General features: G+C 34.5%; 17 protein-coding genes. 8 read left to right on the top strand and 9 right to left on the bottom strand.

Features of this window, described 5'->3' with window-relative positions; all coding sequences use genetic code 11:
- The first annotated feature begins 169 nt into the window (after positions 1–169).
- From CGEO_RS02925 to argH, 5 genes are all read left to right on the top strand, one after another.
- Complete coding sequence (locus CGEO_RS02925) at positions 170–736, top strand: TRAP transporter small permease subunit (RefSeq protein WP_075540060.1); 567 nt, start codon at positions 170–172, stop codon at positions 734–736.
- Position 737: 1 nt separating this feature from the next.
- Positions 738–2,084 carry a TRAP transporter large permease gene (locus CGEO_RS02920; protein WP_075531870.1) on the top strand — a complete coding sequence of 449 codons (1,347 nt, stop codon included), beginning with the start codon at positions 738–740 and terminating at the stop codon, positions 2,082–2,084.
- Between the two features lie 115 nt (positions 2,085–2,199).
- Positions 2,200–3,777: a phosphoenolpyruvate carboxykinase (ATP) gene (gene pckA / locus CGEO_RS02915; RefSeq protein WP_075494835.1), complete on the top strand. Its 1,578-nt coding sequence runs from the start codon at positions 2,200–2,202 to the stop codon at positions 3,775–3,777.
- Entirely contained in the window at positions 3,752–5,092 is a 1,341-nt protein-coding gene (locus tag CGEO_RS02910) for a CAP domain-containing protein (protein ID WP_075540059.1), read from the top strand. The genes pckA and CGEO_RS02910 overlap by 26 nt, the downstream gene beginning before the upstream one ends.
- Positions 5,092–6,492, top strand: coding sequence for an argininosuccinate lyase (gene argH, locus CGEO_RS02905; protein WP_075540058.1), 1,401 nt, complete (start codon positions 5,092–5,094; stop codon positions 6,490–6,492). The genes CGEO_RS02910 and argH overlap by 1 nt, the downstream gene beginning before the upstream one ends.
- A gap of 689 nt (positions 6,493–7,181) precedes the next feature.
- Here argH and CGEO_RS02900 read toward each other — a convergent pair.
- From CGEO_RS02900 to guaA, 9 genes are all read right to left on the bottom strand, one after another.
- Positions 7,182–9,332 (bottom strand): autotransporter outer membrane beta-barrel domain-containing protein, encoded by a 2,151-nt coding sequence (locus tag CGEO_RS02900; protein ID WP_172658065.1) that lies wholly within the window; start codon positions 9,330–9,332, stop codon positions 7,182–7,184.
- 563 nt (positions 9,333–9,895) lie between these two features.
- A complete protein-coding gene (locus tag CGEO_RS02895) occupies positions 9,896–10,747 on the bottom strand; it encodes a universal stress protein (RefSeq protein WP_075540255.1) in 852 nt (283 codons plus the stop codon).
- A gap of 104 nt (positions 10,748–10,851) precedes the next feature.
- The gene (locus CGEO_RS02890) at positions 10,852–13,044 is read right to left on the bottom strand and encodes a polyribonucleotide nucleotidyltransferase (protein ID WP_075495109.1); all 2,193 of its coding nucleotides are present in this window, start codon (positions 13,042–13,044) and stop codon (positions 10,852–10,854) included.
- Positions 13,029–13,742 (bottom strand): sodium:proton antiporter, encoded by a 714-nt coding sequence (locus CGEO_RS02885; protein ID WP_075495107.1) that lies wholly within the window; start codon positions 13,740–13,742, stop codon positions 13,029–13,031. Before CGEO_RS02885 ends, CGEO_RS02890 begins: the two co-directional genes overlap by 16 nt.
- On the bottom strand, positions 13,742–15,958 hold the full coding sequence (locus CGEO_RS02880) for an LPS-assembly protein LptD (protein ID WP_075531848.1): 2,217 nt from the start codon (positions 15,956–15,958) through the stop codon (positions 13,742–13,744). The genes CGEO_RS02885 and CGEO_RS02880 overlap by 1 nt, the downstream gene beginning before the upstream one ends.
- Positions 15,959–15,965: 7 nt before the next feature.
- Positions 15,966–16,391 (bottom strand): RDD family protein, encoded by a 426-nt coding sequence (locus CGEO_RS02875; protein ID WP_075531847.1) that lies wholly within the window; start codon positions 16,389–16,391, stop codon positions 15,966–15,968.
- A complete protein-coding gene (gene purD / locus CGEO_RS02870; protein WP_075495103.1) occupies positions 16,388–17,635 on the bottom strand; it encodes a phosphoribosylamine--glycine ligase in 1,248 nt (415 codons plus the stop codon). Before purD ends, CGEO_RS02875 begins: the two co-directional genes overlap by 4 nt.
- 236 nt (positions 17,636–17,871) lie before the next feature.
- Positions 17,872–18,498, bottom strand: a complete 627-nt coding sequence (locus tag CGEO_RS02865; protein WP_242647967.1) for a uroporphyrinogen-III synthase — start codon at positions 18,496–18,498, stop codon at positions 17,872–17,874.
- A 49-nt stretch (positions 18,499–18,547) separates the two neighbouring features.
- Entirely contained in the window at positions 18,548–20,083 is a 1,536-nt protein-coding gene (guaA, locus tag CGEO_RS02860) for a glutamine-hydrolyzing GMP synthase (RefSeq protein ID WP_075495099.1), read from the bottom strand.
- 160 nt (positions 20,084–20,243) lie between these two features.
- Between guaA and CGEO_RS02855 the strand changes: the two genes are divergently transcribed.
- The 3 genes from CGEO_RS02855 to CGEO_RS02845 all read left to right on the top strand — a co-directional run bounded on the left by CGEO_RS02855 (position 20,244) and on the right by CGEO_RS02845 (position 23,364).
- Positions 20,244–20,702 carry a hypothetical protein gene (locus tag CGEO_RS02855; protein ID WP_075495097.1) on the top strand — a complete coding sequence of 153 codons (459 nt, stop codon included), beginning with the start codon at positions 20,244–20,246 and terminating at the stop codon, positions 20,700–20,702.
- Entirely contained in the window at positions 20,689–22,485 is a 1,797-nt protein-coding gene (gene uvrC / locus CGEO_RS02850) for an excinuclease ABC subunit UvrC (protein WP_075540256.1), read from the top strand. The genes CGEO_RS02855 and uvrC overlap by 14 nt, the downstream gene beginning before the upstream one ends.
- An 84-nt stretch (positions 22,486–22,569) precedes the next feature.
- Positions 22,570–23,364 (top strand): hypothetical protein, encoded by a 795-nt coding sequence (locus CGEO_RS02845; RefSeq protein ID WP_075495093.1) that lies wholly within the window; start codon positions 22,570–22,572, stop codon positions 23,362–23,364.
- Positions 23,365–23,366: the final 2 nt, after the last annotated feature.

Here is a 23,366-nt window from a genome sequence, read left to right as displayed (position 1 = left end):
CAAAATAAGGGCTAAATTTAGGTATAAAATTTAAAACCATTGCTGGATATAGTTAAATTTACTTTGCTATTTTTTATTATCAGATAAAACTTACTTAAAGGTATTTTGGTTAAAATACGCTTTTACTTTAAATTATAGGGTTTAAATTTTATTTCGAGGAAATTTATATATGAAAGAAAAGCTAAGAAAAATAGATAATATTTTTAACCATGTAGCTAATGCTATGGGCTATATAGCTATGTTTTGCGTGGTTTTACTTGTTGGATTTGTATTTTTTAATGTCTGTGCGAGATATTTTTTCCATTATGGAAATGTTGCATTTCAAGAGTTGGAGTGGTACTTTTTCTCAATCATGTTCTTACTAGGCATGACATATGCCCTAAAAGAGGACGCTCACGTTAGAGTTGATATACTTTATGATGGTATGAAACCAAAGACAAAAGCCATTATAAATATGGTTGGCACTATCCTATTTATATTGCCTTTTTCACTTTTGGTTGCGACTTTATCTTTTGACTTTGTTGTTGAAGCCTATACTAGTAACGAAGGTAGCGCAGATCCGGGAGGGTTACCGTATAGATGGATAATCAAGATGTTTATACCACTTTCTTATTGGATTTTGATTTTTTACTCTGTTGGGTATTTTATAAAAAATTTAATCGCCTATATGGATATCAAAGAAACTGGCAAGTCTGAGTTCTTTGAGAATAACTCAAGCAGCGCAAAAGGAGTATGATATGGTAGGAATTGTAATGTTTTGTTGCGCTCTTTTTATGCTTTTAATTGGCTTTTCAGTGGCTTTTACATTTGGCGCGACTGCTGTTATATTTGGTTTTGCATATGGGATAATTGAAGCGATTGGTTATAATGAAGGTTTGCTAGAAGGATTTAACATTGGTAAAGATATGTTTTCCTTTATGCCTTATAGAATTTTTTCTATCATGCAAAACAAAATTTTAATCTCCGTTCCACTTTTTATCTTAATGGGTATGATACTTCAAAAAACAAGATTAGCAGAAAGACTTCTTGAGTCCATGGCATCGCTTTTTGGTGGTGTTAGAGGTGGTATCGCTATAAGCACGGTTGTTGTTGGTGCGCTTTTAGCAGCAACTACTGGTATAGTTGGCGCAAGCGTTATCGCAATGGGCGCTATAAGCTTGCCCGTTATGATAAAGTATCACTATAACAAAGCTTTAGGATGTGGCACGATAGCTGCTTCTGGCACACTTGGACAAATCATTCCGCCATCTATTGTTTTAATCGTTCTAGGCGATGTTTTTTCTGTTCCAGTTGGCGACTTGTTCCGTGCGGCCGTAGCTCCAGGACTTACACTTGTTGCGTTTTATATCGTTTATATAGTGATAATTTCATTTATTAAAAAAGATTGGGCACCGCCGGTTCGCTTTGAAACACAAGAGAAAAAAGTGGTTCAAATTTATAAAGCTTTAAAAGATATAGTTCCTGTTCTTGTGCTTATCCTTTTGGTTTTAGGCTCGATTTTTACTGGAGTTGCAACTCCGACTGAGTCATCATCTGTTGGCTGTCTTGGCGCACTTTTACTTGCATTTTTATATAGAACTTTTTCATTTAAACTTTTAAAAGAAGCGCTTAATGAAACTGTTAAAATCTCAGCCATGGTATTTACCATACTTATGGGTGCAACTGCCTTTTCTATGGTATTTAGCTATACTGGTGGAGATATTATCGTTGAAGACTTTATGCTAAATTTACCAGGTGAGAAATGGGGCTTTATCGTTTTAACTATGGCTTGTATTTTGGTGCTTGGCTTTTTTATCGATTATGTTGAAATTTCATATATAATCTTGCCGATTTTAATACCGATAGCCGCGAGCTTAGGCATAGATCCGATTTGGTTTGCGATTTTGATTGCTGTAAATTTACAAACTTCATTTATGACGCCACCATTTGGATTTAGTCTCTTTTTCCTAAAAGGCGTAACGCCACCTAGTGTGAAAACTATGGATATTTATAAAGGAGTTGTTCCGTTTATACTCATCCAAATTTTTGTTTTAGTGCTTGTTGCGTTTTTCCCAGAAGTCTTTGGGCTAAGCATTTCTAAGTAGGATTTAAATTTGGTTAAATTGATAAAAAGTTTCAAATTTGCTTTAGAAAAAAAGCTTTTTTAGGTATAATAAAAAAATTTATTTTAAAATTTTAAATTAATTGCAAGGATTAAAGATGATTAATGATATCGAAAAACTTGACTTAAAAGATATAAAAGAGGTGTACTACAACCTAAGCTATGATGAGTTGTTTGAGCATGAAGTTAAAAACAACGAAGGCAAGGTTAGCAGCAATGGTACTTTTATGGTTGATACGGGAATTTTTACTGGAAGAAGTCCAAAAGATAAGTATTTTGTCAAACAAGACCCTTCTGAAAAATACATCGCATGGGGTAAAATCAACCAACCTATCTCAAAAGAGCTTTTTGAAAAACTACTACAAAAAGCTAAAAACCAGCTATCTGGAAAAAACATCTACATTCAAGATGCATTTTGTGGCTCAAGCGATGCGAGTAAAAGATCAATCAGATTTGTAACTGAGGTTGCTTGGCAAGCACATTTTGTAAAAAATATGTTTATTAGACCATCTCAAAGCGATTTAGCTACTTTTCATCCTGAATTTGTTGTATATAATGCGTGCAAATGCGTAAATGAAAATTGCAAAAAAGATGGGCTTCACTCAGATGTTTTTGTTATATTTAACATAGAAGAGAATATCGCAGTAATCGGCGGAACATGGTATGGTGGCGAGATGAAAAAAGGTATTTTTTCTATGATGAACTACTGGCTGCCACTAGAGGGAAAACTGTCTATGCACTGCTCTGCAAATGTCGGAAAAGATGGCGATACAGCGCTTTTCTTTGGACTTAGCGGAACTGGAAAAACAACTCTTTCAACAGATCCAAACCGCGCACTGATTGGCGATGATGAGCATGGCTGGGATGATGAGGGCGTGTTTAACTTCGAGGGTGGTTGCTATGCTAAATGTATAAATTTAGACCCAAAAAGCGAGCCTGAAATTTATGCTGCGATAAAGAGAAACGCACTTTTAGAAAATGTTGTTTATGATGAAAACGGCGTTGTTGATTACAGTGATGATAGCAAAACTGAAAACACAAGAGTGAGCTATCCAATCGAGCATATAGCAAACAGAAAAGAGGATTTAAAAGCAGGTCATCCAAAAAATATAGTCTTTTTAACTGCTGATGCTTTTGGAATTTTGCCTCCAGTTGCAAAACTAACAAAAGAGCAAGCGATGTATTATTTTTTAAGCGGATACACAGCCAAAGTTGCTGGAACGGAGCGTGGTATAACTGAGCCAGTTGCAACTTTTAGCGCTTGCTTTGGAGAGGCATTTTTACCACATCACCCAACAGTTTATGCAAGACTTTTAGGTGAGAAAATCGATAAATATGGCGTAAATGTATACTTAGTAAACACTGGCTGGAGCGGTGGCGAGTATGGAGTTGGCAAAAGAATGAGTATAAAGGCAACTCGCTCTTGTATAAATGCTATACTTGATGGAAGTATCAAAAACTGCGAATTTGAAAGCTTTGATAAATTTAATCTTGCAATCCCAAAAGAGCTTGCTGGAGTTGAGACAAAACTTCTAAACCCAATCAACGCGTGGGAAGATAAAGCAAAGTATAAAGAGATTAAAAACAATCTTGCAAAAATGTTTGTTAAAAACTTCCAAAGATATGAAGATGTAGCTGAGGGTGTTGAGTTTGCAAAAGCCGGCCCAGAGCTTTAAGCTTATACTTCTCGTTGCTGCAATTTTTCTAACATCTTGTAGCAACGAGAAAAACTACAAAACTCCGCTTCAGCCAAATAGTGAAGTGTATTATAGCGATCCAGTTGATTATATAAACTCAATTAGGCTTGATTCAAGGCTAAATCAGCTAAAACCAAACCAAATTTTATCCCATTCTGCGCAAAATCATGCAAAGTATACATTTATAAACAAAGTTCAATCTCACGATGAACAAGAGGGAATGCCTGCATTTAGCGGTAAAACTCCAACCGATAGAGCGCAAAATGTTGGGTATTTTTCAGGAGCTAGCGAAAATATATCTATAAATTCAAAGTCCCAAATCGAATCAGTAAGTGGACTTATGAGCGCGATTTACCATAGATTTGCCTTTTTAGATCCATCAATTGATGAGATTGGATATGGAACTTTTGGCGATAAAGATAGAGTAAATTTAACCTACAATATGGGAAATTCGCAAATAAATGAGTTTTGCAAACGTGGAGTTTCAGATAGTGGTTATGGTAAATTCTACACTGGTGCTTGCAAACAAAAAGAAATTTCAATCTCTGAAAACAGATTCAACAACTACAAAGATTTAAATTTCAACGAGTATACCTACTATCCAAACTCAGAAAATACAAAGGCGTTTTTTAGTAGCGAAATCCCAGATCCCATACCAGAATGCAAAATCACAGCAAACCCTATAAGTATCGAGTTTAGCAGCTATAAAAAAGCTGTTTCGATGGTTAGCTTTAAGGTTTTTGATGGCGAAGATGAGCTTAAAGATACCAAAATTTTAACTTCAGAAAATGATGTAAATTCTATATTTAACAAATTTCAGTTCGCGCTTTTTTCAAAAGAGGTGTTTAAATTTAACCACAGCTACCGCGCCGAATTTGAATACATTCAAGACTCAAAAACCAAAAAAGTCGCATGGGATTTTAAAACCTCTACGCCAAAATATCAGTATTTTATAGCTAAAAATGGCGATGTTTTGGGACTTGAGCCAGATATATGGTATGATGTGTTTTTCTATCCGGACAACTGCAATGATGTGTTTAAAAAATACTCTATGAGCTACCGTTTTATGAGTAAACCAGCAATCGATACTATAGATACAAACAGTATAAGAGTCAAGCTTAGCGGTGTAAAAAATGCGTATGTAACACTTGAAACAGACAACGGCAAAAAGATAAAAATGTTTTTGTTAAATAGCTCTGAGAGTTTGTCGATTTTTGACTACAAAGGCTATATTTTTGGGTTTTTTGTGGTAATTTTTGCGATATTTTATACGATTATAAAAAGGAGACGATAGTGAAAAAGCTTTGGCAAGGAAGATTTAGCGAAGAAAGCTCGCAACTTTTAGAAGAATTTAATGCTTCAATCGGCTTTGATAGAAATTTATACAAAGAGGATATCGAAGGCTCAATCGCCCACGCGACAATGCTTAGCGAGTGCGCTATCATCACAAAAGATGAAAGCAAAACGCTAGTTGATGGGCTAAAACAGGTTTTAAGCGAAATAGAAGATAATAAATTTGAGTTTAAAACCGAAGATGAAGATATCCATATGGCGGTTGAAAAACGCCTAAGTGAGATTATCGGAAGTGAGATTGGCGGTAAACTTCACACAGCAAGAAGTAGAAACGATCAAGTCGCCCTTGACTTTCGACTTTTTGTGCTAAAGCAAAATAAAGAGTTGGCAAAACTTGTACTAAATTTAATATCAACCCTAAAAACTATCTCTAGTTCAAATTTAGACACTCTAATGCCAGGATACACTCACCTTCAACACGCTCAACCAGTAAGCCTTGCGTATCATTTGATGGCTTATAGTTTTATGTTTATGAGAGATTTTGAGCGCTTTATATCTAGTTTTGAAAGAAACAACCTCTGCCCACTTGGCTCAGCAGCTCTTGCTGGCACGCCTCATGCGATAAATAGAGAAGTAACTTCATCGACACTTGGCTTTTATGCGCCTACTTTTAATGCGATGGATTCAGTTAGCGATAGAGACTTTGCACTAGAAATGCTTTTTAACATAAGTGTTTTGTTTACTCACACTTCAAGACTGTGCGAAGAGCTGATTTTATGGAGTTCGCAAGAGTTTGGTTTCATAAGTATAAGTGATAAATTTTCCACTGGAAGCTCTATTATGCCACAGAAAAAAAATCCAGATGTAGCCGAACTGATACGTGGAAAAACTGGTCGCGTTTATGGAAATTTAATCGCACTTTTAACAACTATGAAATCCCTTCCTTTGGCGTATAACAAAGATATGCAAGAGGATAAAGAGGGTGTTTTTGATAGTTTAGAAACTGCTAAAACTAGCCTTGTTATCTTAAACGAGATGTTAAAAACTACTAAATTTAACACCGACGCCATGCTAAAAGCGTGTAAAAAAGGTCATTTAAGCGCTACTGATTTGGCTGATTATCTAGTAAAACAAAAAAATATCCCATTTAGAGAAGCCCACCATATCACTGGGCGTTGTGTTGCTGTGGCTGAGAGCGCTGGGCTTGACTTAAGCGATGTTGGACTTTTGCACCTTCAAAGCGTAGATGAAAGAATCGATGAAACGGCTTTGGACGCGCTAAATTTAGCCAACTCAAAAGAAGCTAGAAAAAGTTACGGCGGCACGGCAAATGAGAGCGTTTTAAAGCAGATTGAAGTAGCTCAAAAATTTATAGAAAATGCTTTAAAGCTAAAAATTTAGGAAATTTTAAGCCGCATTATAAATTAAACGAAAATGCGCCAAGCTTCATAATAGACGGTATCAAACACATTTATGAGTATAATGGCAATGTTGTAGCCAAGCAATCTGGTTTTAACAAGACTGCGTTTTTTGTTACGCTGTTTTCTACATATCTTTACTACCGAGCTTTTCATAGATTTTGGCGCGGAGTAATGCGGCTGGTGGCTTACTGGACTGTGTTTTTGGCTATTACTTTCGCTATTAAAATCTTAGACGATACAAAGAATTACGAAGATAGAATGTTTATGTATATAACATATATTTTATATATGTTATATACTTTTTGGATTAGCTATTTTATGGAATTTAGAGCTAATATCAAACTTCCTATAAAAAAGATAGAGTTTAGTTGAGCTATAGCAAATGGTATTTTTAGTTCCATTTTGACTTGCTATTGTACTTGTTTCATTAAATTAGCCTTATAAATTTAGCTACCACAAAGCTAAATTTAGCTTTAGATTGAAAAAATAAAATAAATTTATCAAGCAAACAAACTTATAAAAAGTGGATTAACTTTATCAAATACTAAAACCAAAATTTATAGGCTTTAAATTTAGCAAATTTGAAACTCTTAAAAGTTCGATTAGCGCTAAAATTTAAAGCCTAAATTTATAAAAATATGAGTTATAAACCCATACTCTTTTTAGCTCTTAAAACTTATACTCCACCTTAACACCACCACTAATTCCTTCTTTATCTCCAAGATATCCTTGAAGGTTTGTGCCTATGTTAAAGCTATTAGTTTGGTAGTTGCTTCCAAGTTCTAGCACAGCACTATCACCTTTTAGTTTTGGCGCGTCTATGCTTTTGTTTGTTGCATGGTTAAAACCTTTGGCCTCACCATCATACTCTTTTTCCCACGCTACGCCAGTGTATATATCAAAGCCATTGTTTATTAGATACTCATATCTAGCTCCAAGCTTTGTTCGTATCGAATCAATCGCATTAAAGCTAAATTTATCTCCTCTTATATCAACATCTTTTCCCTCTAATCTTGAGTAAAGTAGCTTAGTGTATAAGTTTAAATTTGAAACCGAATTTAGCTCTACTATCTTACCAACTCCAATATGTGCTCCATAGTAGTTTCTACTTATATCAAAACTAGCTAAGCCATTAAAGTCATTGCTTTTATAATCGCTCTTGCTTCTACCAGCTCTTACGCTTGCATCTATGTAAAATCTATCTTCTAGCTCTTTTTCTAAAGCAAATGCCAAACCGTAGTATTTAGTATCTCCACTTCCTCTTACAACACTTGAGTTTGCAAATGAGTTAAAGCTATCATACTCGCCTTTTCCGTACTCAAAAAACAGACCATATACTAAAGAGTTATCCAACACACTATTTGATACACCAGCTGCAAAGTTAAAGCCTTTTATATCTACATATGAGCCTGTTTTATATCTTATATCACTTCCTCCAATTACTGAAAATACACCCAAACCATACTGCTCATCATATGAAGTTCTCATAGCTTTTATACCATCGCTACTTGTTAAATCAACTCCTTGATTTAACAACGAAGCAGTGCTAAGCTCAGCTTCTAAGAAAGATTTTACTCCTGGATTTTCTTTATAAGCTGGTTCTTCTGGAGTGACTGGTTTTTTGGGTACTTTTGTAACTAAGGCATAGAGGTATTTTTCTTCATCATTTTTTAGCTCTAAAGTATACTCTTTAGAAACTCCTTGCATAAGGCTTACGTGATTACTCATATCAGTTGGGTGAATTACTTTAGCATTTAGTGAGTGCAGTAAATTTACTCTTTCATTTACTTCAAGTTTAGGCGCTTTACCATCTATTACTCCTACTGCAACTTTAGCTTTTGATATATCTGTATCTTTTGTATCGTGTAGAGTTAAAACTGTATCATTATGCTTAAAGTCAGCTGGTAGATAGAAATTTATGTTTTCAAAGTTAGCTATGTTTTTTGCATTTAAGCCTTTAGAGTATAAATTTAATGTATTACCTTTAACAAAGTTATCAAAGGCTGTATCGTTTGAATAATAACCATTATATCCACCATAGATAGTTGAGTTAGCTAAATTTGGATTACCTTTAATGGTAACTGTGTTTGAGGTGGCTTGACCTGCAGAAGAGGACACAATATATCCGCCAACGATATCGCCATTTACAGTTCCACCCGAAATGGTGACTGCATTTTTTGTAGATGAGCCTACTTGGCTATATCCACCATAAACTCTGCCGTTATTATCTTTATCGCCGATAGTTCCACCAAAGATGTTAACTTCGTTTGAATCTGAAATCTTATTGGTACTTCCGCCACTAACTATACGTTTTATAGTTCCGCCATAAACATCTACAATATTTCCTTGGACATTGCCTTCTACGCTAGTTCCTCCATTTACATTATTGCCTATATGCCCACCAAAAACTTCTACTCTGTTTGATTCTACCAAACCCCAAGTAGAATTTCCACCTCGCACATCCTTGCCTATGTTTCCATTCATTATTTTTACGACATTATTTCTAACGATTTTATCGTTGCCTGCTTTATAATATCCTCCAAAAACAGCTCCGTTTATATCATTTTTACCAGGATCTGAGTTAACTGCGATGATATTTCCTTCTAAATTCTTTGTTATATCGCCTTGACCTAAAGAATCATCCCAGCCATCAAGACGCATAAGCAGTGATTTATCCGAATCATTATCCCACGTGATATTTACCGCTGCTGCAAGTGGTAAAAGCAGACTAGAAACTATAACGCTTATAGTTATAAGTTTTTTAGTGCCATTAGCACAACCATACAAACAAGGGCGTGTATTAGCTAAATTTAGTTTCATACCATCCTCCTAATATTAAGATAACATATAAATAATCTTACTACCCTTATACTTAAATATAAATCAAGTCTAAACAAATCAACTTAAAATATAAAATTGAATATAATAATAAACTATTATAACCTATATAAATTTAATCAACCTATTTAAATATATAAACGCGCTAATATGCGTTGTTTAAATAATGCTACAAGGATAAAATTTAGTGTAAACTGGATATTTATTTTAATAGCACAAAAATAAGCATGATTTTTAAGCTCTAAAATCGCTCGAATTTCATCTAAATTTAGTTAAATTTAAAAAAGCTTGATTACAAGTTATTAAAAAGTAATTTGTTTTATAAAATACAGACTAGTTAAATTTTAAAAATTTATAAAATAATAAAGCTAGATTTTTTAACAAAATAAACTAAATTTAAAATGCTAAATTTGTTTAGTGTATTTAAAATAAAATATTAAATTTATAAATTCCAGCTTAGCACTATCAATCGGTAGTTTTCTATAGTAGCAATAAAAGTTGATTTGATAAAAAAGTAAATTTGGCTTATAAAAAGCCAAATTTAATTACATAAACACAGGAACGGTTGTGTTTTTAAGGAAGTATCTTGAAGCGCCGCCTAAGAATATCTCTCTAAATCCGCTATCTTCATTTATGCCAGTTACTATAAGGTCAAATTTGCCATTTTTAGCAGCATCGGTTAAAACCTGTCCTGGAATTTTACCCTCAGTTTTAACTATTTCAAAAGTTGGGTTTATGCCGTGCATACTAAGATAGTTTCTAATCCTGCCTTGAGTCTCTTCCATACTATCTTGAAGATAGTGTTGAGCTGTAATGCAGTGAACCTCTTTAGCCTCTTTTAAAATAGGAATAGCATTAGTCAAAGCTCTTGAGTTAGTTGTGCTTCCAGTAAGACTTACTAGAACTCTTTCGATTTTAAACTCTTTAAGCTCTCTTGGGATAACTATAGCTGGTTTTCCGCTTTTTACAACACCGGCTTCAAAAGTACCAGTGATAGTTCCAGTTGGCGGAACTGCTACGACAACTAAATCGCAATATTTAGAGTGTTTTTCGACTAGCTCTGAACGAGTTCCGATGACATTTCTTAAAAATGCGCTATTTGGCTGATGTTGATCTTCGCTAACTTTAATGCCTAATTTATCGCACTCTTCTTTAAAAATTCTGATATTTTCTTCTTGCTCGGCTTCTAACTCTTCTTTTGCGGTTTTTAAAAACTCATCCATCATAACCCCGCCTCTAAGTGTCATTCTGACATTATAAACAGTTGATGGGTCAAGCTGAAACGCCATAATACTCATATGTGTTCCAAACCATTTGTTTACAAGTAGCGCGCCGCGAATTCTCTCTTTTAACTCATCTCCACCACCGATAGGGAAAAATAGCTTTTTAAACATCATATTAAATCCTTTTTTTGATATTATTTTCTCTTATTTTACTCAATATTGATTTTATATGCAAACTAAAACAAGAATATTGGCAAATTTGCCAATATTTTGTTACTTTATGCAAGTTCGAGCGAAATTTTTGAGCCTTTAAGTTCGCTAACTTTTACTTTTACCATATCGCCAGCTTTTAGCGGAGTTTTTATCTTAGATATATGTAAAAGCCCATCAACGCCATCTTTTAGGTGTATAAACGCACCAAAATCAACCATACTCTTAACTTCACCCTCGAATTCCTCGCCTACTTCAAAGTGAACATTTTTCTTTGGTTCTCGTTTTGAGCCACCTTTTCTAAAGCCTCTTGGCTCTTTTTGGGTGATTTCAATTATATAGTCTTTTGCCGCTTCTACCTGTTTTTTCTTGCCGCCAGAGATTTTAACCTCTCCTTTATCTCTATCAAGGTCAATCGATACGCCAAATTTCTCTATAATCTCTTTTATAGTTTTTCCAGCTTGTCCGATGATATCAACGATTTTGCTAGGTTCAACGCTAAAAAGCTCCAGTTTTGGAAGCACATCTTCGTTTATAACTATCTCTTCATCTGCTCTTTGCATAATTTTAAGGATATGCTCGCGTCCCTCTTTTGCTTGATAAAGCGCCTCTCTTAGCACTTCTAGGCTAATTCCACCAAGTTTTATATCCATTTGCAAAGCTGTAATTCCATCAATCGTTCCAGCAACTTTAAAGTCCATATCGCCATCGTGATCTTCAAGCCCCATAATATCGCTTAAAATCGCGTGTTTATCATTTTCAAAAATCAACCCCATCGCGATACCAGCAACTAGTTTTATAGTATTTACACCAGCCGCTCTTAAAGATAAAGCCCCACCACAAACCGTAGCCATCGAGCTTGAGCCGTTTGATTCTAGAATTTCGCTAACAACTCTGATAACTTGAGGCTCGTTTGCATAAATGCTTGGAGCAAGTGCGCGTTTGGCTAAATTTCCATGTCCTAGCTCTCTTCTGCCTGGGCTTCTTAATGGACTTGCCTCGCCAACGCTAAAGCCAGGGAAGTTATAATTTACCATAAATCTATCAGTAAGCGCATTTTTCTCAGTCAAAGACTCGCTCATTTGAGCATCTCCATCACTTCCTAAAGTCGTGATAACTAACGCTTGAGTTTGACCTCTAGTAAAAAGGCAACTTCCATGCGCATTTGGAAGTAAATTCGTCTCGATTGATATAGGGCGAACCTCTTTTAGTCCTCTGCCATCGGCTCTTACTCTATCATTTACGATTTGCTCTCTAACGATTCTTTTTTTGTATTTGCCTAAGACGTTAGATATAACGCCCTCTTCCCAACCTTCTGTTATAGCTGTTTCATCGCTTAATATGGTTTTAACTATCTTATTAAGCTCTGTTGCTCGCTCGCTTTTTGCCATTTGATTTATAGCAAATTTAACCTCATCTTTGTAAAATTGATCGATATAAAGTGCTATATTTTCATTTTCAATCTCAGGTTTAAACTCTAAATTTGCAGGCGCTTTTTTATGCGCTTTAAACGCCTCTTCATAAGCGTTGCTTCCTTTTAGTATCGCATCTGCACCAAATTTGATAGCTTCAACCATAAGCTCTTCGTTAAATTCATTCATACTTTGAGTTAAATTTATGCTCTCTGAAATAAGTGGATCTACCATCGGAGTCATCATCGTAGCAATCGGCGAAATTTCGTTACTCTCTTGTGAGATTGATCTCATCTCTATCATTAAAAGTTCATCTTTTACACCAGCTACGTATAAATCAAGTGAGCTATCTTTTAGCTGAGAATTTGAAGGGTTTATAACAAACTCATCATTTATCCTACCTACTCTAACGCCACAAACTGGTCTATCAACTGGGATATCGCTTAAGTATAGCGCCACGCTTGCTGCGTTTAAAGCTACAACCTGAAGATCTACTTCAGAGTCTGCTGAAAGAACAAAAACGACTATTTGAGTTGGATATGCATATCCTTTTGGAAAAAGCGGTCTTAAACTTCTATCGATAATGCGGCTAGTTAGGGTTTCAAAATCACCTGGTTTAGTCTCTCTTTTAATATATCCACCAGGAATTCTTCCAGTTGCATATGCTTTTTCTACGTATTGAACTGTTAAAGGCAAAAAATCGCCATCTACTTGAACTTCATCTCGCGCTACAGTTGCTAAAACTACTGTGTTTTTAACTCTCATCAAAACAGCGCCAGCTGCTTGTTTGGCTACCTTATCAAGGTCAAAAATTTCTACTTGATTGTTTACTTCTATTGAATACTGCATGTTTCTTTGTCTCCTTCTTTTTGTAACGGCAGATAGTATGGGCTCTCTTCTAATATAGAGATTATTTTTTGCGAATTTGCTTTGGTTTTATCATCGTAATAAAAATCAACCTCAACGAAATTTGCTATACTATGAACCGTATAAATTTGGTCTGTTACTATGCTTAAATTTTGAACTACATCGCTTGCAATCAGCGGAGTAGCATATGATACAGACTTTGCATTTAAACTTATAATCGATTTTAGGCATGTCAAAGCTGTGATTCCTGTCTCACAACCCTCATCCATAAGCAAGATATTCTTGCCTTCAAAACTACCGATAAGCTCACCTTTTCTATACTTATAAACGTTTTTTAAAATCTTCTCCTCGTATTTTCTACTACTTTCACCATAAACATAGTCTAAATTTATGCCAAAAGATTTAACTAATTCATCTATAACAACTATCTCTTCTGTTTCGCTTACCATCGCTATAATGCAGTCTGGATTTATCGGCGAGACTATATTTTCTGTAAAAAGCAGCTCATAACTTAGCTTTAACTTTCTAGCTATATAATCAACCAAAACAACAGAATCAAGCGATGAACAAACCAGCAAAGGCTTTTTTTGCATGATATCATCTAGTGGCAAAACATCATATAACATTTGAGCTGCATCTAATCTATCTTTAAAAGATAGTTTTTGCCTAGGTGTTATCATTATTGATTTGCTGCCTTATACTCTTTGTCTTTTGAAAAGTCATAACTCACTCCGCCAAAAGGATAGAAATTTACAAAGAAGTAAAAACCTTGCTCTTTTTTAGCTTTTTCATAACTCAACGAACTTGAAGTGCGTGGCTCTATATCTTCTTGATAAACAAATGTATAGTTCCAACATCTTCTGTTGTGCGTAACGCCAAGACGCCACATCTTGTTATACTCTCTTTCCCAATCATACTCCCAACTTCCAAAAACTTTATAAAAGTTAGGTAAATTTACAGACGCATTTAGTATGGTATAGTTATCTTTGTCGTATCTATCGGTGGCTCGTTTTACATTTTCATAAGTGTGATTTATAGAGGCACTAAATTTAGTATCTGCATATCTTGCATATGTTTGAATCTTTTCAAACTCATGATTTTCGTGAGAATACTCAAATCTATTTCCTATACTAAAGCCATTTTTAAAGTATAAATCTAGCCTATGAGTTAAATCCCCAAGCTCTTCATCTTCAAAATCATATCTTTGTCTAACAGAGTGGCGTATAAATTTTCTACCATTTTCATCATATATATACTCAGTAAATTTAGCGCCAAAGTTTCTTTGCGTATAGTCTTTACCAAGTTCGCCTAAGAAGTTATCTTCATAGTAAAGATTGCTTGCGATATCATTAAGGCGGTTTTGATTGACTCTGCCTCGCTCTTTATCATAGTCGTATTGATACTCTTTAAAAAGTCTTGAGTTTATATCTCCACTTTGATAACCTGGCACTATATAATCAAGCTCGAAATTTACTGTATGATAAAAACTATCATAAGCCTTTGCCAAATCAGTGCTTAATGAAATTCTATGATAATGGTTTACGTAGTTTGCGCTATCATCACTACTTAATCCGCCATTTCTATATAAGAAATTATCTCTGTAGTCTATATGTGTTGCATATAAATTTTCACTAAATTTTAAATTTAAATAATCATTAAAAAGTGGCAAACTAAAGCTAAGCGGTATATTTAACTCATATTGACTAGCTTCAGTTCCAACGCTTCTTGTATAATTGTGGTATTTAGTATCGACTGAGTAAATCAAGTTATCTAAAAAGAGCGAGTTGCTAAATTTATGATACTGCAATGTTGGTAGCTCTTGAATGGTGTCATCGTTTCTAAATGTATTTTTCTTGTTTAATTTATCGGTATCTATATAATATCTTGAATAAAGCCCAAAATAATGCTCATCCGTAGTTAAATAATAATTTAGTCTTGAAGCAACCAGCGAGTCATCATCATCTGAAAGCCCACCTTTTTCTTTTAAGTCAAAATACTCAACATCATTAACTTTTTTAAAATCTATCCAAAGTTGCTCTTTAAAATCCCCATCTATAAGATACTTAGCAAGCTTGCTTCTATCGTATTCAAACTCGATACCGTGATGTTTTTCGTTTTTATACTCAAGTTTTTCTTGCGCTCTTTTAAAGTTATCAAATATCCCACCACGAATCTCTCCGTATGAGTAAGGCGAGTCAGCAAAACGAAATGTTGTATAAATTCCAAAGCCACGACGTGAGCGAACTTGTGGGTCAAACTGCAAATCCCAACTCTCATAAGGCGCTAGATAAATCGGTTGTTTATAATACACTCCCTCGTTTTTCATATAGCCAATTTCTGGTATCAAAAGTCCGCTTCGCCTCGTTTTATCAGTAGGAAATCCAAAGTATGGAAGATAAAAAACCGGAACATCACCAGCATAAAAAACCGGGTTATAAAGATGAAGGAATTTAGTTTCTTTGTTAAGTTTTCCGCTTGAGTATTTTATACGCCAATCCGGATCTTGTATATTACAACTTGAAACAACAGAGCCTTTTGTGCGGTAATATCCATCATCACTGCAACTTTCGTTGTTTTGCATCCAAATTTCAGCCTCTTTATCCATTATAAAATTCTCAGTTGCAAAATCCTCTTTGCTCTTTAAATTTAGTCTTAGATAATTTGTCCTTGAAGTCTCGTTTAGCCCTCTTAAAGAGTTTACATTTCCAAAAAACTCAACTATCTCATTTTTTTGGTCATACACAGCTTTATTTGCCGTTATCAAATACTCTTTTGAGTACATTATGACGTTGCCTTCTGCGTTTACTACATCGCCATTTTTGCTAACATTATCAGCTAGAAGTTCGACATCTTGAGTGCTAGCGTGTAGCGCGGCAGCACAAAAAAGTGAAATCATAATCTTTTTAAGCAATATCCACCACCAGTGTTTTAGCTACTTTATCATGCCAAGTCTGTCTTGCTGGGTTAAAATACGCCCAGATAAATCCTATATAAAAAACAGCTTCACTTATAATCCTAACCATAGCCCTTAAAACCGAATTTGATAAATTTGGATTTTGGTTTTCGTATGAAACGCAACGAATTTTAAAAATCATCTTGCCAATTGTCGCACCATAATACCAGATAAAAAACGATTGATAAATAACTTTTAAAATAACATATTGAAACGATAGCGAAGAGGCTATAACGATAGCTTCTTCTTGCGTTGTTGCAGAAAAAATCTTGTCATAATAGATAATAATAAACAAAAAACTAGTCAAAATTTCATCAACAAAAAAGGCTAAACCTCTTTTGTTTATACTAGCTAACTTTACATTTTCAAAGTTCATCTAAGTGCCTGATATGCGATATCTTTTCTATAGTGCATTCCATCAAATTCGATGTTTTTACAAAGCTCATACGCTTTATCTCTTGCCTCTTTTATACTATCTCCAACCCCAACGCAGACTAAAACCCTACCACCAGTTGCGTAAATTTCGCCATTTTTTTGACTAACGCCACCATAGCAAATATGCGTATCAGCTGGTACTTCTTTTACTTTGATTAAAGCAGGTTCGGAGCTTTTATAAGGATAGTTTTTACTAGAAATCACAACTCCAACAGCAAATTTATCTTTTAAATTTATATTTTCTAGCTTTTTTGTTGCCGCATTATAAAGCATTTGGCTTAAATTTCCATCTATTAAAGGCATGATAACCTCGCACTCTGGATCACCAAAACGCACATTAAATTCCAAAACATATGGCTCATTATCAACCACCATAAGCCCTACAAAAAGCACTCCGCAAAATGGATTTCCATCTTTTTTCATACCTTTTAAAGTAGGCTCTACGACATCTTTTTCAACTTTTTTTATAAGCTCTTTGCTAGCTAACGGACTTGGCGCGTATGCTCCCATACCACCGGTGTTTGGACCTTTATCATCATCTAAAAGCCTTTTGTGATCTTGTGCTACTGGTAGTGTTACAAAATTTTCTCCATCACAAATAGCAAACAAGCTAAGCTCAAAACCATCTAAAAACTCCTCTATAACAACCGTTTTTCCAGCTTCGCCAAAACTAGTTCCACTTAACATCTCTTTCGCGGCTTCTTTTGCCTCATCGTGATTTTGCGCTATTATAACGCCTTTTCCAGCACAAAGCCCATCTGCTTTAACTACAACAATTTGCCCTAATGAGTCAATAAATTTTGAAATTTCTTCTAAGTTGTTACTATTTAGGTATCTTGCAGTTTTGATACCTTGTTTTTTTAAAAAGTCCTTCATAAAAGCCTTGCTACCCTCTAATCTAGCAGCTGCTTTGCTTGGTCCAAAAATGGCAAGATTATATTTTTCAAACACATCTACAATCCCATCACTTAATGGTGCTTCTGGTCCAACGATAGTTAGGTCTACATCATAGCGTTTAACGAATTCGGCGAGGTCTTCGTGTTTTTCTATATCTAAATTTTCGCCTAAATTTGAGGTCGCTGCGTTCCCTGGAGCAAAAAATATCTTATTTACTATATTTTCTTCTCTTAGTTTTCTTCCTATGGCATACTCTCTTGCGCCATTACCTACTATCAAAATGTTCAAAAAAAACTCCAAAATTTATTAAACCCGAATGACCGATGTGCAAAAAGAATCGGCCCTAATTAAAAGCCAATCTTGCAGATAGAGACTCTCTTTAGGTTGCAACTTCTAACTTTTATAAAGCTCAAACAAAGCCACATCGCACCAAAAATCTACTTTTCCGCTTATACTAATGTGTTGGACCCTCATAAAAACACTGTCGAATCATTCAGGCGTGTAAAATTATATTAGAAATTTGCTTAAACTATAGATAAAGCTAGCTTAATACACTCATTTATATCTTGTTTTTTGCTTTTTTTTGAATTTGAGTATGGTTTTAGCGCCTCATATGTGGCATTTCCGATACTTACAGCTTTATAACTTTTATCCCAACCAAAATTTTTTATAAAGCCTTTTACATTTGATGGCGAGGTAAAAATCAGCGTTGAATGCGGTGGCGGGGCTAAATTTGGCTCTAAATTTAAATATCTGTTTTCATAACCGATGATTGAGGTTAAATTTATATCATTTAACTTGCCAGCTATATCAGAAACAGTCTCTTTTGCCTTGATAAAGAGCGTTTTTTTATCTTTTAAAAGCGGCAAAATCTCTTGTGCGAACTCAATTCCGTGAGAATTTTTTGCTATATAGATGTTTTTAAACCCAGCTTCTTTGCAAGCTTTTGCGCTAGCCTCGCCGATAGCAAAAACATCTAAGTCTAAATTTAGCTTGATTTTATTGTTCAAAATGGCTTTTATGGCGTTTTTTGAAGTTATGATAAGAGCTTCAAATTCGCCTAAATCCACGTTAAATTTAAAAAACTCTATCTGGCAAACTTTTAAATTTTTAACCTGTGAATTTGGCGTGTTTGAAACTAAATATATCAAATTTAACTCCATTAAAAGCTAAAAAGAGCGAAAGCTCGCCCTTTTAGTCTTATTCCCACTCGATAGTTGCAGGTGGTTTGCTTGATATATCATAAACTACGCGGTTGATTCCATCAACTTCGTTTATGATTCTTCTGCTTACATTTTCTAGTAAATCATACGGTAGTCTTGAAAAACTCGCCGTCATGCCATCGCTTGCATCAACCACGCGAACGCAAACTGTGTTTTCATAAGTTCTATTATCGCCCATAACTCCGACTGAATTTACATTTAAAAGCACACAAAATGCTTGCCATGTCTTATCATACCAACCAGTGCTTTTTAACTCTTCTCGTAAAATCACATCAGCTTTTCTAAGTAACTCTAACCTATCGCTTCTTACATCGCCCATTATACGTATAGCAAGACCTGGTCCTGGGAATGGATGGCGAAAAACCAAATCTCTTGATAACCCAAGCTCAAGCCCAAGTGCTCTAACCTCATCTTTGAAAATATCGCGAAGTGGCTCGATAAGCTTAAATTTCATATCTTTTGGAAGCCCGCCGACATTATGATGACTTTTTATAGTTTTACTTGCTCCTACCACGCTACTTTCGATAACATCTGTATAAAGCGTGCCTTGAGCTAGATATTTTACATCTTTATGTTTAGCTGCTTCTTTATCAAAAATTTCTATAAAGGTATTTCCTATGATTTTTCTTTTCTCTTCTGGATCAACAACATCTTTTAGGCGACTTAAAAAAGTCTCACTTGCATCAATGCTGATTAAATTTATACCAAGTTTTGTTTTAAAGGTATTTTCAACTTGCTTTGCCTCATTTGTTCTTAAAAGTCCATTATCTACAAAAACGACTATTAAATTATCTTTTATACAATGAGCTAAAAGTGCCGCTACAACAGAGCTATCAACGCCCCCACTTACCGCACAAAGTACTTTATCACTTCCAACTAAAGCTTTGATTTTCTCACATTGACTTTTTGCAAAGCTTCCCATGTTCCACGTGCTTTCGCAACCACAAATGTATTTTGCAAAATTCTTTAAAATTTTATCGCCAAATTCGCTATGTGCTACCTCTGGGTGAAATTGAAGTGCATAAATTTTTCGTTTTTCATCGCCAAAAACACAAAATTCAGAATTTTCTGAATCCGCGATAACCTCAAATCCAGCTGGTAAATTCTCAACCTTATCAGAATGGCTCATCCAAACAACTTGCCCATCTTTTGTATCACCAAAAAGTCCATGCTCTTTTTTAAAATTTAGATTTGCTTTTCCATACTCTTTCTCTCTTGCTGGAACTACGCTTGCGCCAAAATGTTGCGCGATTAGCTGCATTCCATAACAAATTCCAAGCACAGGCACGCCTAACTCAAAAACTTTCTCATCGCAAAAATAAGCATCTTTTGCATAAACGCTAGCTGGTCCGCCACTTAAAATAATGCCCTTTGGCTCTTTTGCTTTTATATCGCTAATTTTTGTATTAAAAGGCAAAAGCTCTGCATAAACGCCTTGTTCGCGAAGTCTTCTTGCTATTAACTGAGTGTATTGTGATCCAAAATCAAGTATAACTATGTCTGCTGTTTTCATCAAATTTCCTAATTAAAAAATATTCGCAAAGTATATCTAAACTTTACTAAATTTATTTTGACTGCGCCGTAGCGTTACTATCACTTGGCGTATAAACTGGCGGTCCTTTGTAGCCACAACCTACAACAAAAATTAATATTAAAGATGTTAAAATGCACTTATGAAAAGTGCTAAGACCATTATTGAAGATATTCAACGCTCACCCCTTTATGAAAAGATTAGAGATTTGCATGATTTTTATCTGCTTTTAAGCCAAACGCATCAAAAAATCATAGCCTTCATCTACCAAAAAGATGAAATTCTCTTTATAGCTTGCAAACACAACCTTGGCGTGCAAGAACTTAAACGAGATAGTAATATAAATAACATAAAAGGGTTATTAAAAATATTCTTAAGTATTAAACAAACCTCATCGCTACGAACGATAAGCGATATCAAATTTTTTGTCGCAACCAAATATATGCAAAATTTAGCCAAAAAAGCGCAAAATTTAACTAAAGCAAATGAGCTTCCACCATATGTAGAAAAAAGCGAGGGTAAATTTCAAAACCGCATTGAAGATCCTCAAATTCACGCTATCTTTGAAGAAATTCGGGAGTTAATCATTGTTAGTAGATGAGATAAAATCACTGCCAAATTTGCCTGGCGTTTATGAGTATTTTGACGAATTTGGCAAGCTTTTATATGTCGGAAAAGCAAAAGTGCTTAAAAACCGCGTTAAAAGCTACTTTTCTTTTACGCCACACTTAGCGCCAAATCCAAAGGTAAGCCCACGAATCCACAAGATGATAAGCGAAGCTGTTCACCTTGAATATATAGTAACTAAAAGCGAAAGCGATGCTTTGATACTTGAGAATTCATTCATCAAGCAACTTCACCCCAAATACAACATCTTGCTTCGAGATGATAAAACTTATCCATATATATATGTAAATTTAAATGATGATTTTCCGCGCTTTGAAATCACTAGAAAAGTTATCAAAGGTACAAATATCAAGTATTTTGGTCCATATTTTAGAGGCGCGAGAGAAATTTTAGAAGTTTTATACTCACACTTTAAACTCGTGCAAAAGGCAAGTTGTGCAAAAGGTAAAAAAGCCTGTCTTTTTTATCAGATAAACAGATGTCACGCTCCATGTGAGGGCAAAATTTCAAAAGAAAATTACGCCTTAATCGTTCAAGAAGCGATAAAAGCTCTTAAAAATCCACAAATTATGCTTGCAAATTTATCAAATTTGATGATAAAACACGCCCAAAATGAAAATTATGAAGAGGCTGCTAAAATCAGAGATCAAATTTCAGCTATAAAAGATAGCGAAGTAAAAGTTGAAGTTGATTTGGCTAAGTTAGAGGATTTTGAAGCGATTGCTATAAACTATAGTCAGAATTTAATCTGTTCGGTTAGATTTAGCATTCGAGATGGAAAGATAGCAAATTCAAACTCTCATATAACAAATTTAAAGCTCGTAAGCAAAGATGACATCAAAGAAGTCTACAAACAAGTCATTTTAGATGCCTTTGCAGCAAACTCTCCAGTTGCTACAAATAAAATTTATATATATGATGACTTTGAAGATAAAGCTTTAGTTGAAGAAATTTTATCTTTACGACATGAGCGTAAATTTAGCATAATTTGCCCTAAAATAGGTGAAAAACGAAAAATTTGCGAAATAGCATATCAAAACGCGCAGATAAATATCCAAAAACATCTAAAAACGCATGATTATAGCTTTTTAGAAGCCTTAAAAGAGTATTTTTCACTATCAAATTTACCTCAAAATATAGAAGCATATGATAACTCACATCTATTTGGAAGTGCGCCAGTTGGGGCGATGATATCATTTAGTAATGGCGAGTTTAACAAAGAAAACTACCGCCACGCACACTTAAACTCAAACAACGATTATGATCAGATGGTTGAGTTTTTAACCCTTAGAGCGACTAGATTTGACAAGCTTGGTGCGCCTGATTTATGGGTAATCGATGGCGGAAAAGCTTTGCTGGACTTAGCTTACTCTATCGTTGATAGTACTGGCGCAAATATCGATGTTATCGCTATCTCAAAAGAAAAAATAGATGCTAAAGCACACCGCGCAAAAGGGAGCGCAAAAGATAAAATTTATACTAAAAATGGTGTTTTTTCACTTCCAACTGATGATAAACGACTACAGTTTTTCCAAAGATTAAGAGATGAAGCGCACCGTTTTGCTATAACGTTTCATCAAAAAACTAGAAAAAAAGAGGATTTACAAAGATCAAAACTTAAAAATTTGGGAATTTCTGATGGAAGTATCAAAAAACTTTTAGACTATTTTGGTAGCTTTGAAAAAATTTATGAATCAAATTTTGAAGAAATTTCAACTTTGGTTAATAAAAATGTGGCAAAAAAACTATTTTTTTAATAAAATAACAATAAAATCATATCATTTTAAAATATTATGTGATAGAATAACAAATTAAAATATCTCAAAAGGATAAAGACCATAATGATACTTTATGACTCAAATTTTAAGCTATTAGGGATATCGCAAAGCACATTGCTGTTGCTTGGATACTCTGGCTTTGGAAGTTTTCTTTCAAGACATAGCGATATATCAGAACTATTTTTAAGCGAAAATGGTTTTTTTGTGCAGACCGATGAACACTTTATCGAAACGATTATAAAAAACCAAAAGGCTATTACAACGCTCATAAAAACAGCCGATAACAAAGCTGTTGAGGCTATAATCCATGTTGATATATTTTTCCAAGCAGATATTTATGAAAATCAATATCTTGTAACTTTGGAAGTAAAAAATCATCAAAATTTAACCAAAAATAAAAGCGTTAATAGCGTAGCTCCTTACCAAAAAAGAGAGTCAAAGCTAAGCACGCTTCCAAATATTTTTGAAAAAGAGTATAAAAATAGTCTTGAAGATATCAAAAACCAAAAGATGAAAAATATGGCTAGTGGCTCACAACTAAATAAAGAGTGGCTAGCATATAGCGCTAAAAAGCTGGATTTAGATGTTGAGCTTTTTAACGATTTGTTAGTGAATTTACTAGTACAAGCAAACGAGCAAGAAGAGATGTTGTATGAATCCTTGCTTGTAGGAGATAAAACACAATCTTCTTTGATTCTCACTACATTGCGGGATTCTGCTAGTACTTTAAACATCAGACCATTAACTAGAGCTATATATAATCTAGAAAATTCTGATAATAACGATATTTCAGATAAATTTAGAGAATATAAAGATATAATTATGCAAATAAATAAAATTACCACAAAAAGGGATTAAAG

Source organism: Campylobacter geochelonis (genome assembly GCF_013201685.1).
Classification (GTDB): domain Bacteria; phylum Campylobacterota; class Campylobacteria; order Campylobacterales; family Campylobacteraceae; genus Campylobacter_B; species Campylobacter_B geochelonis.
Note: the sequence above shows the minus strand (reverse complement) of the source record. Positions and strands in the feature narration are given on the sequence as shown.

Bases quoted from the DNA above. Each gene is read 5' to 3' on its own strand.
- CGEO_RS02925 (WP_075540060.1), top strand. From the start codon at position 170: ATGAAAGAAAAGCTAAGAAAAATAGATAATATTTTTAACCATGTAGCT.
- CGEO_RS02885 (WP_075495107.1), bottom strand. From the start codon at position 13,742: ATGATAACACCTAGGCAAAAACTATCTTTTAAAGATAGATTAGATGCA.
- pckA (WP_075494835.1), top strand. From the start codon at position 2,200: ATGATTAATGATATCGAAAAACTTGACTTAAAAGATATAAAAGAGGTG.
- CGEO_RS02900 (WP_172658065.1), bottom strand. From the start codon at position 9,332: ATGAAACTAAATTTAGCTAATACACGCCCTTGTTTGTATGGTTGTGCT.
- CGEO_RS02845 (WP_075495093.1), top strand. From the start codon at position 22,570: ATGATACTTTATGACTCAAATTTTAAGCTATTAGGGATATCGCAAAGC.
- CGEO_RS02920 (WP_075531870.1), top strand. From the start codon at position 738: ATGGTAGGAATTGTAATGTTTTGTTGCGCTCTTTTTATGCTTTTAATT.
- CGEO_RS02895 (WP_075540255.1), bottom strand. From the start codon at position 10,747: ATGATGTTTAAAAAGCTATTTTTCCCTATCGGTGGTGGAGATGAGTTA.
- guaA (WP_075495099.1), bottom strand. From the start codon at position 20,083: ATGAAAACAGCAGACATAGTTATACTTGATTTTGGATCACAATACACT.
- CGEO_RS02880 (WP_075531848.1), bottom strand. From the start codon at position 15,958: ATGATTTCACTTTTTTGTGCTGCCGCGCTACACGCTAGCACTCAAGAT.
- CGEO_RS02890 (WP_075495109.1), bottom strand. From the start codon at position 13,044: ATGCAGTATTCAATAGAAGTAAACAATCAAGTAGAAATTTTTGACCTT.
- CGEO_RS02875 (WP_075531847.1), bottom strand. From the start codon at position 16,391: ATGAACTTTGAAAATGTAAAGTTAGCTAGTATAAACAAAAGAGGTTTA.
- CGEO_RS02855 (WP_075495097.1), top strand. From the start codon at position 20,244: ATGAAAAGTGCTAAGACCATTATTGAAGATATTCAACGCTCACCCCTT.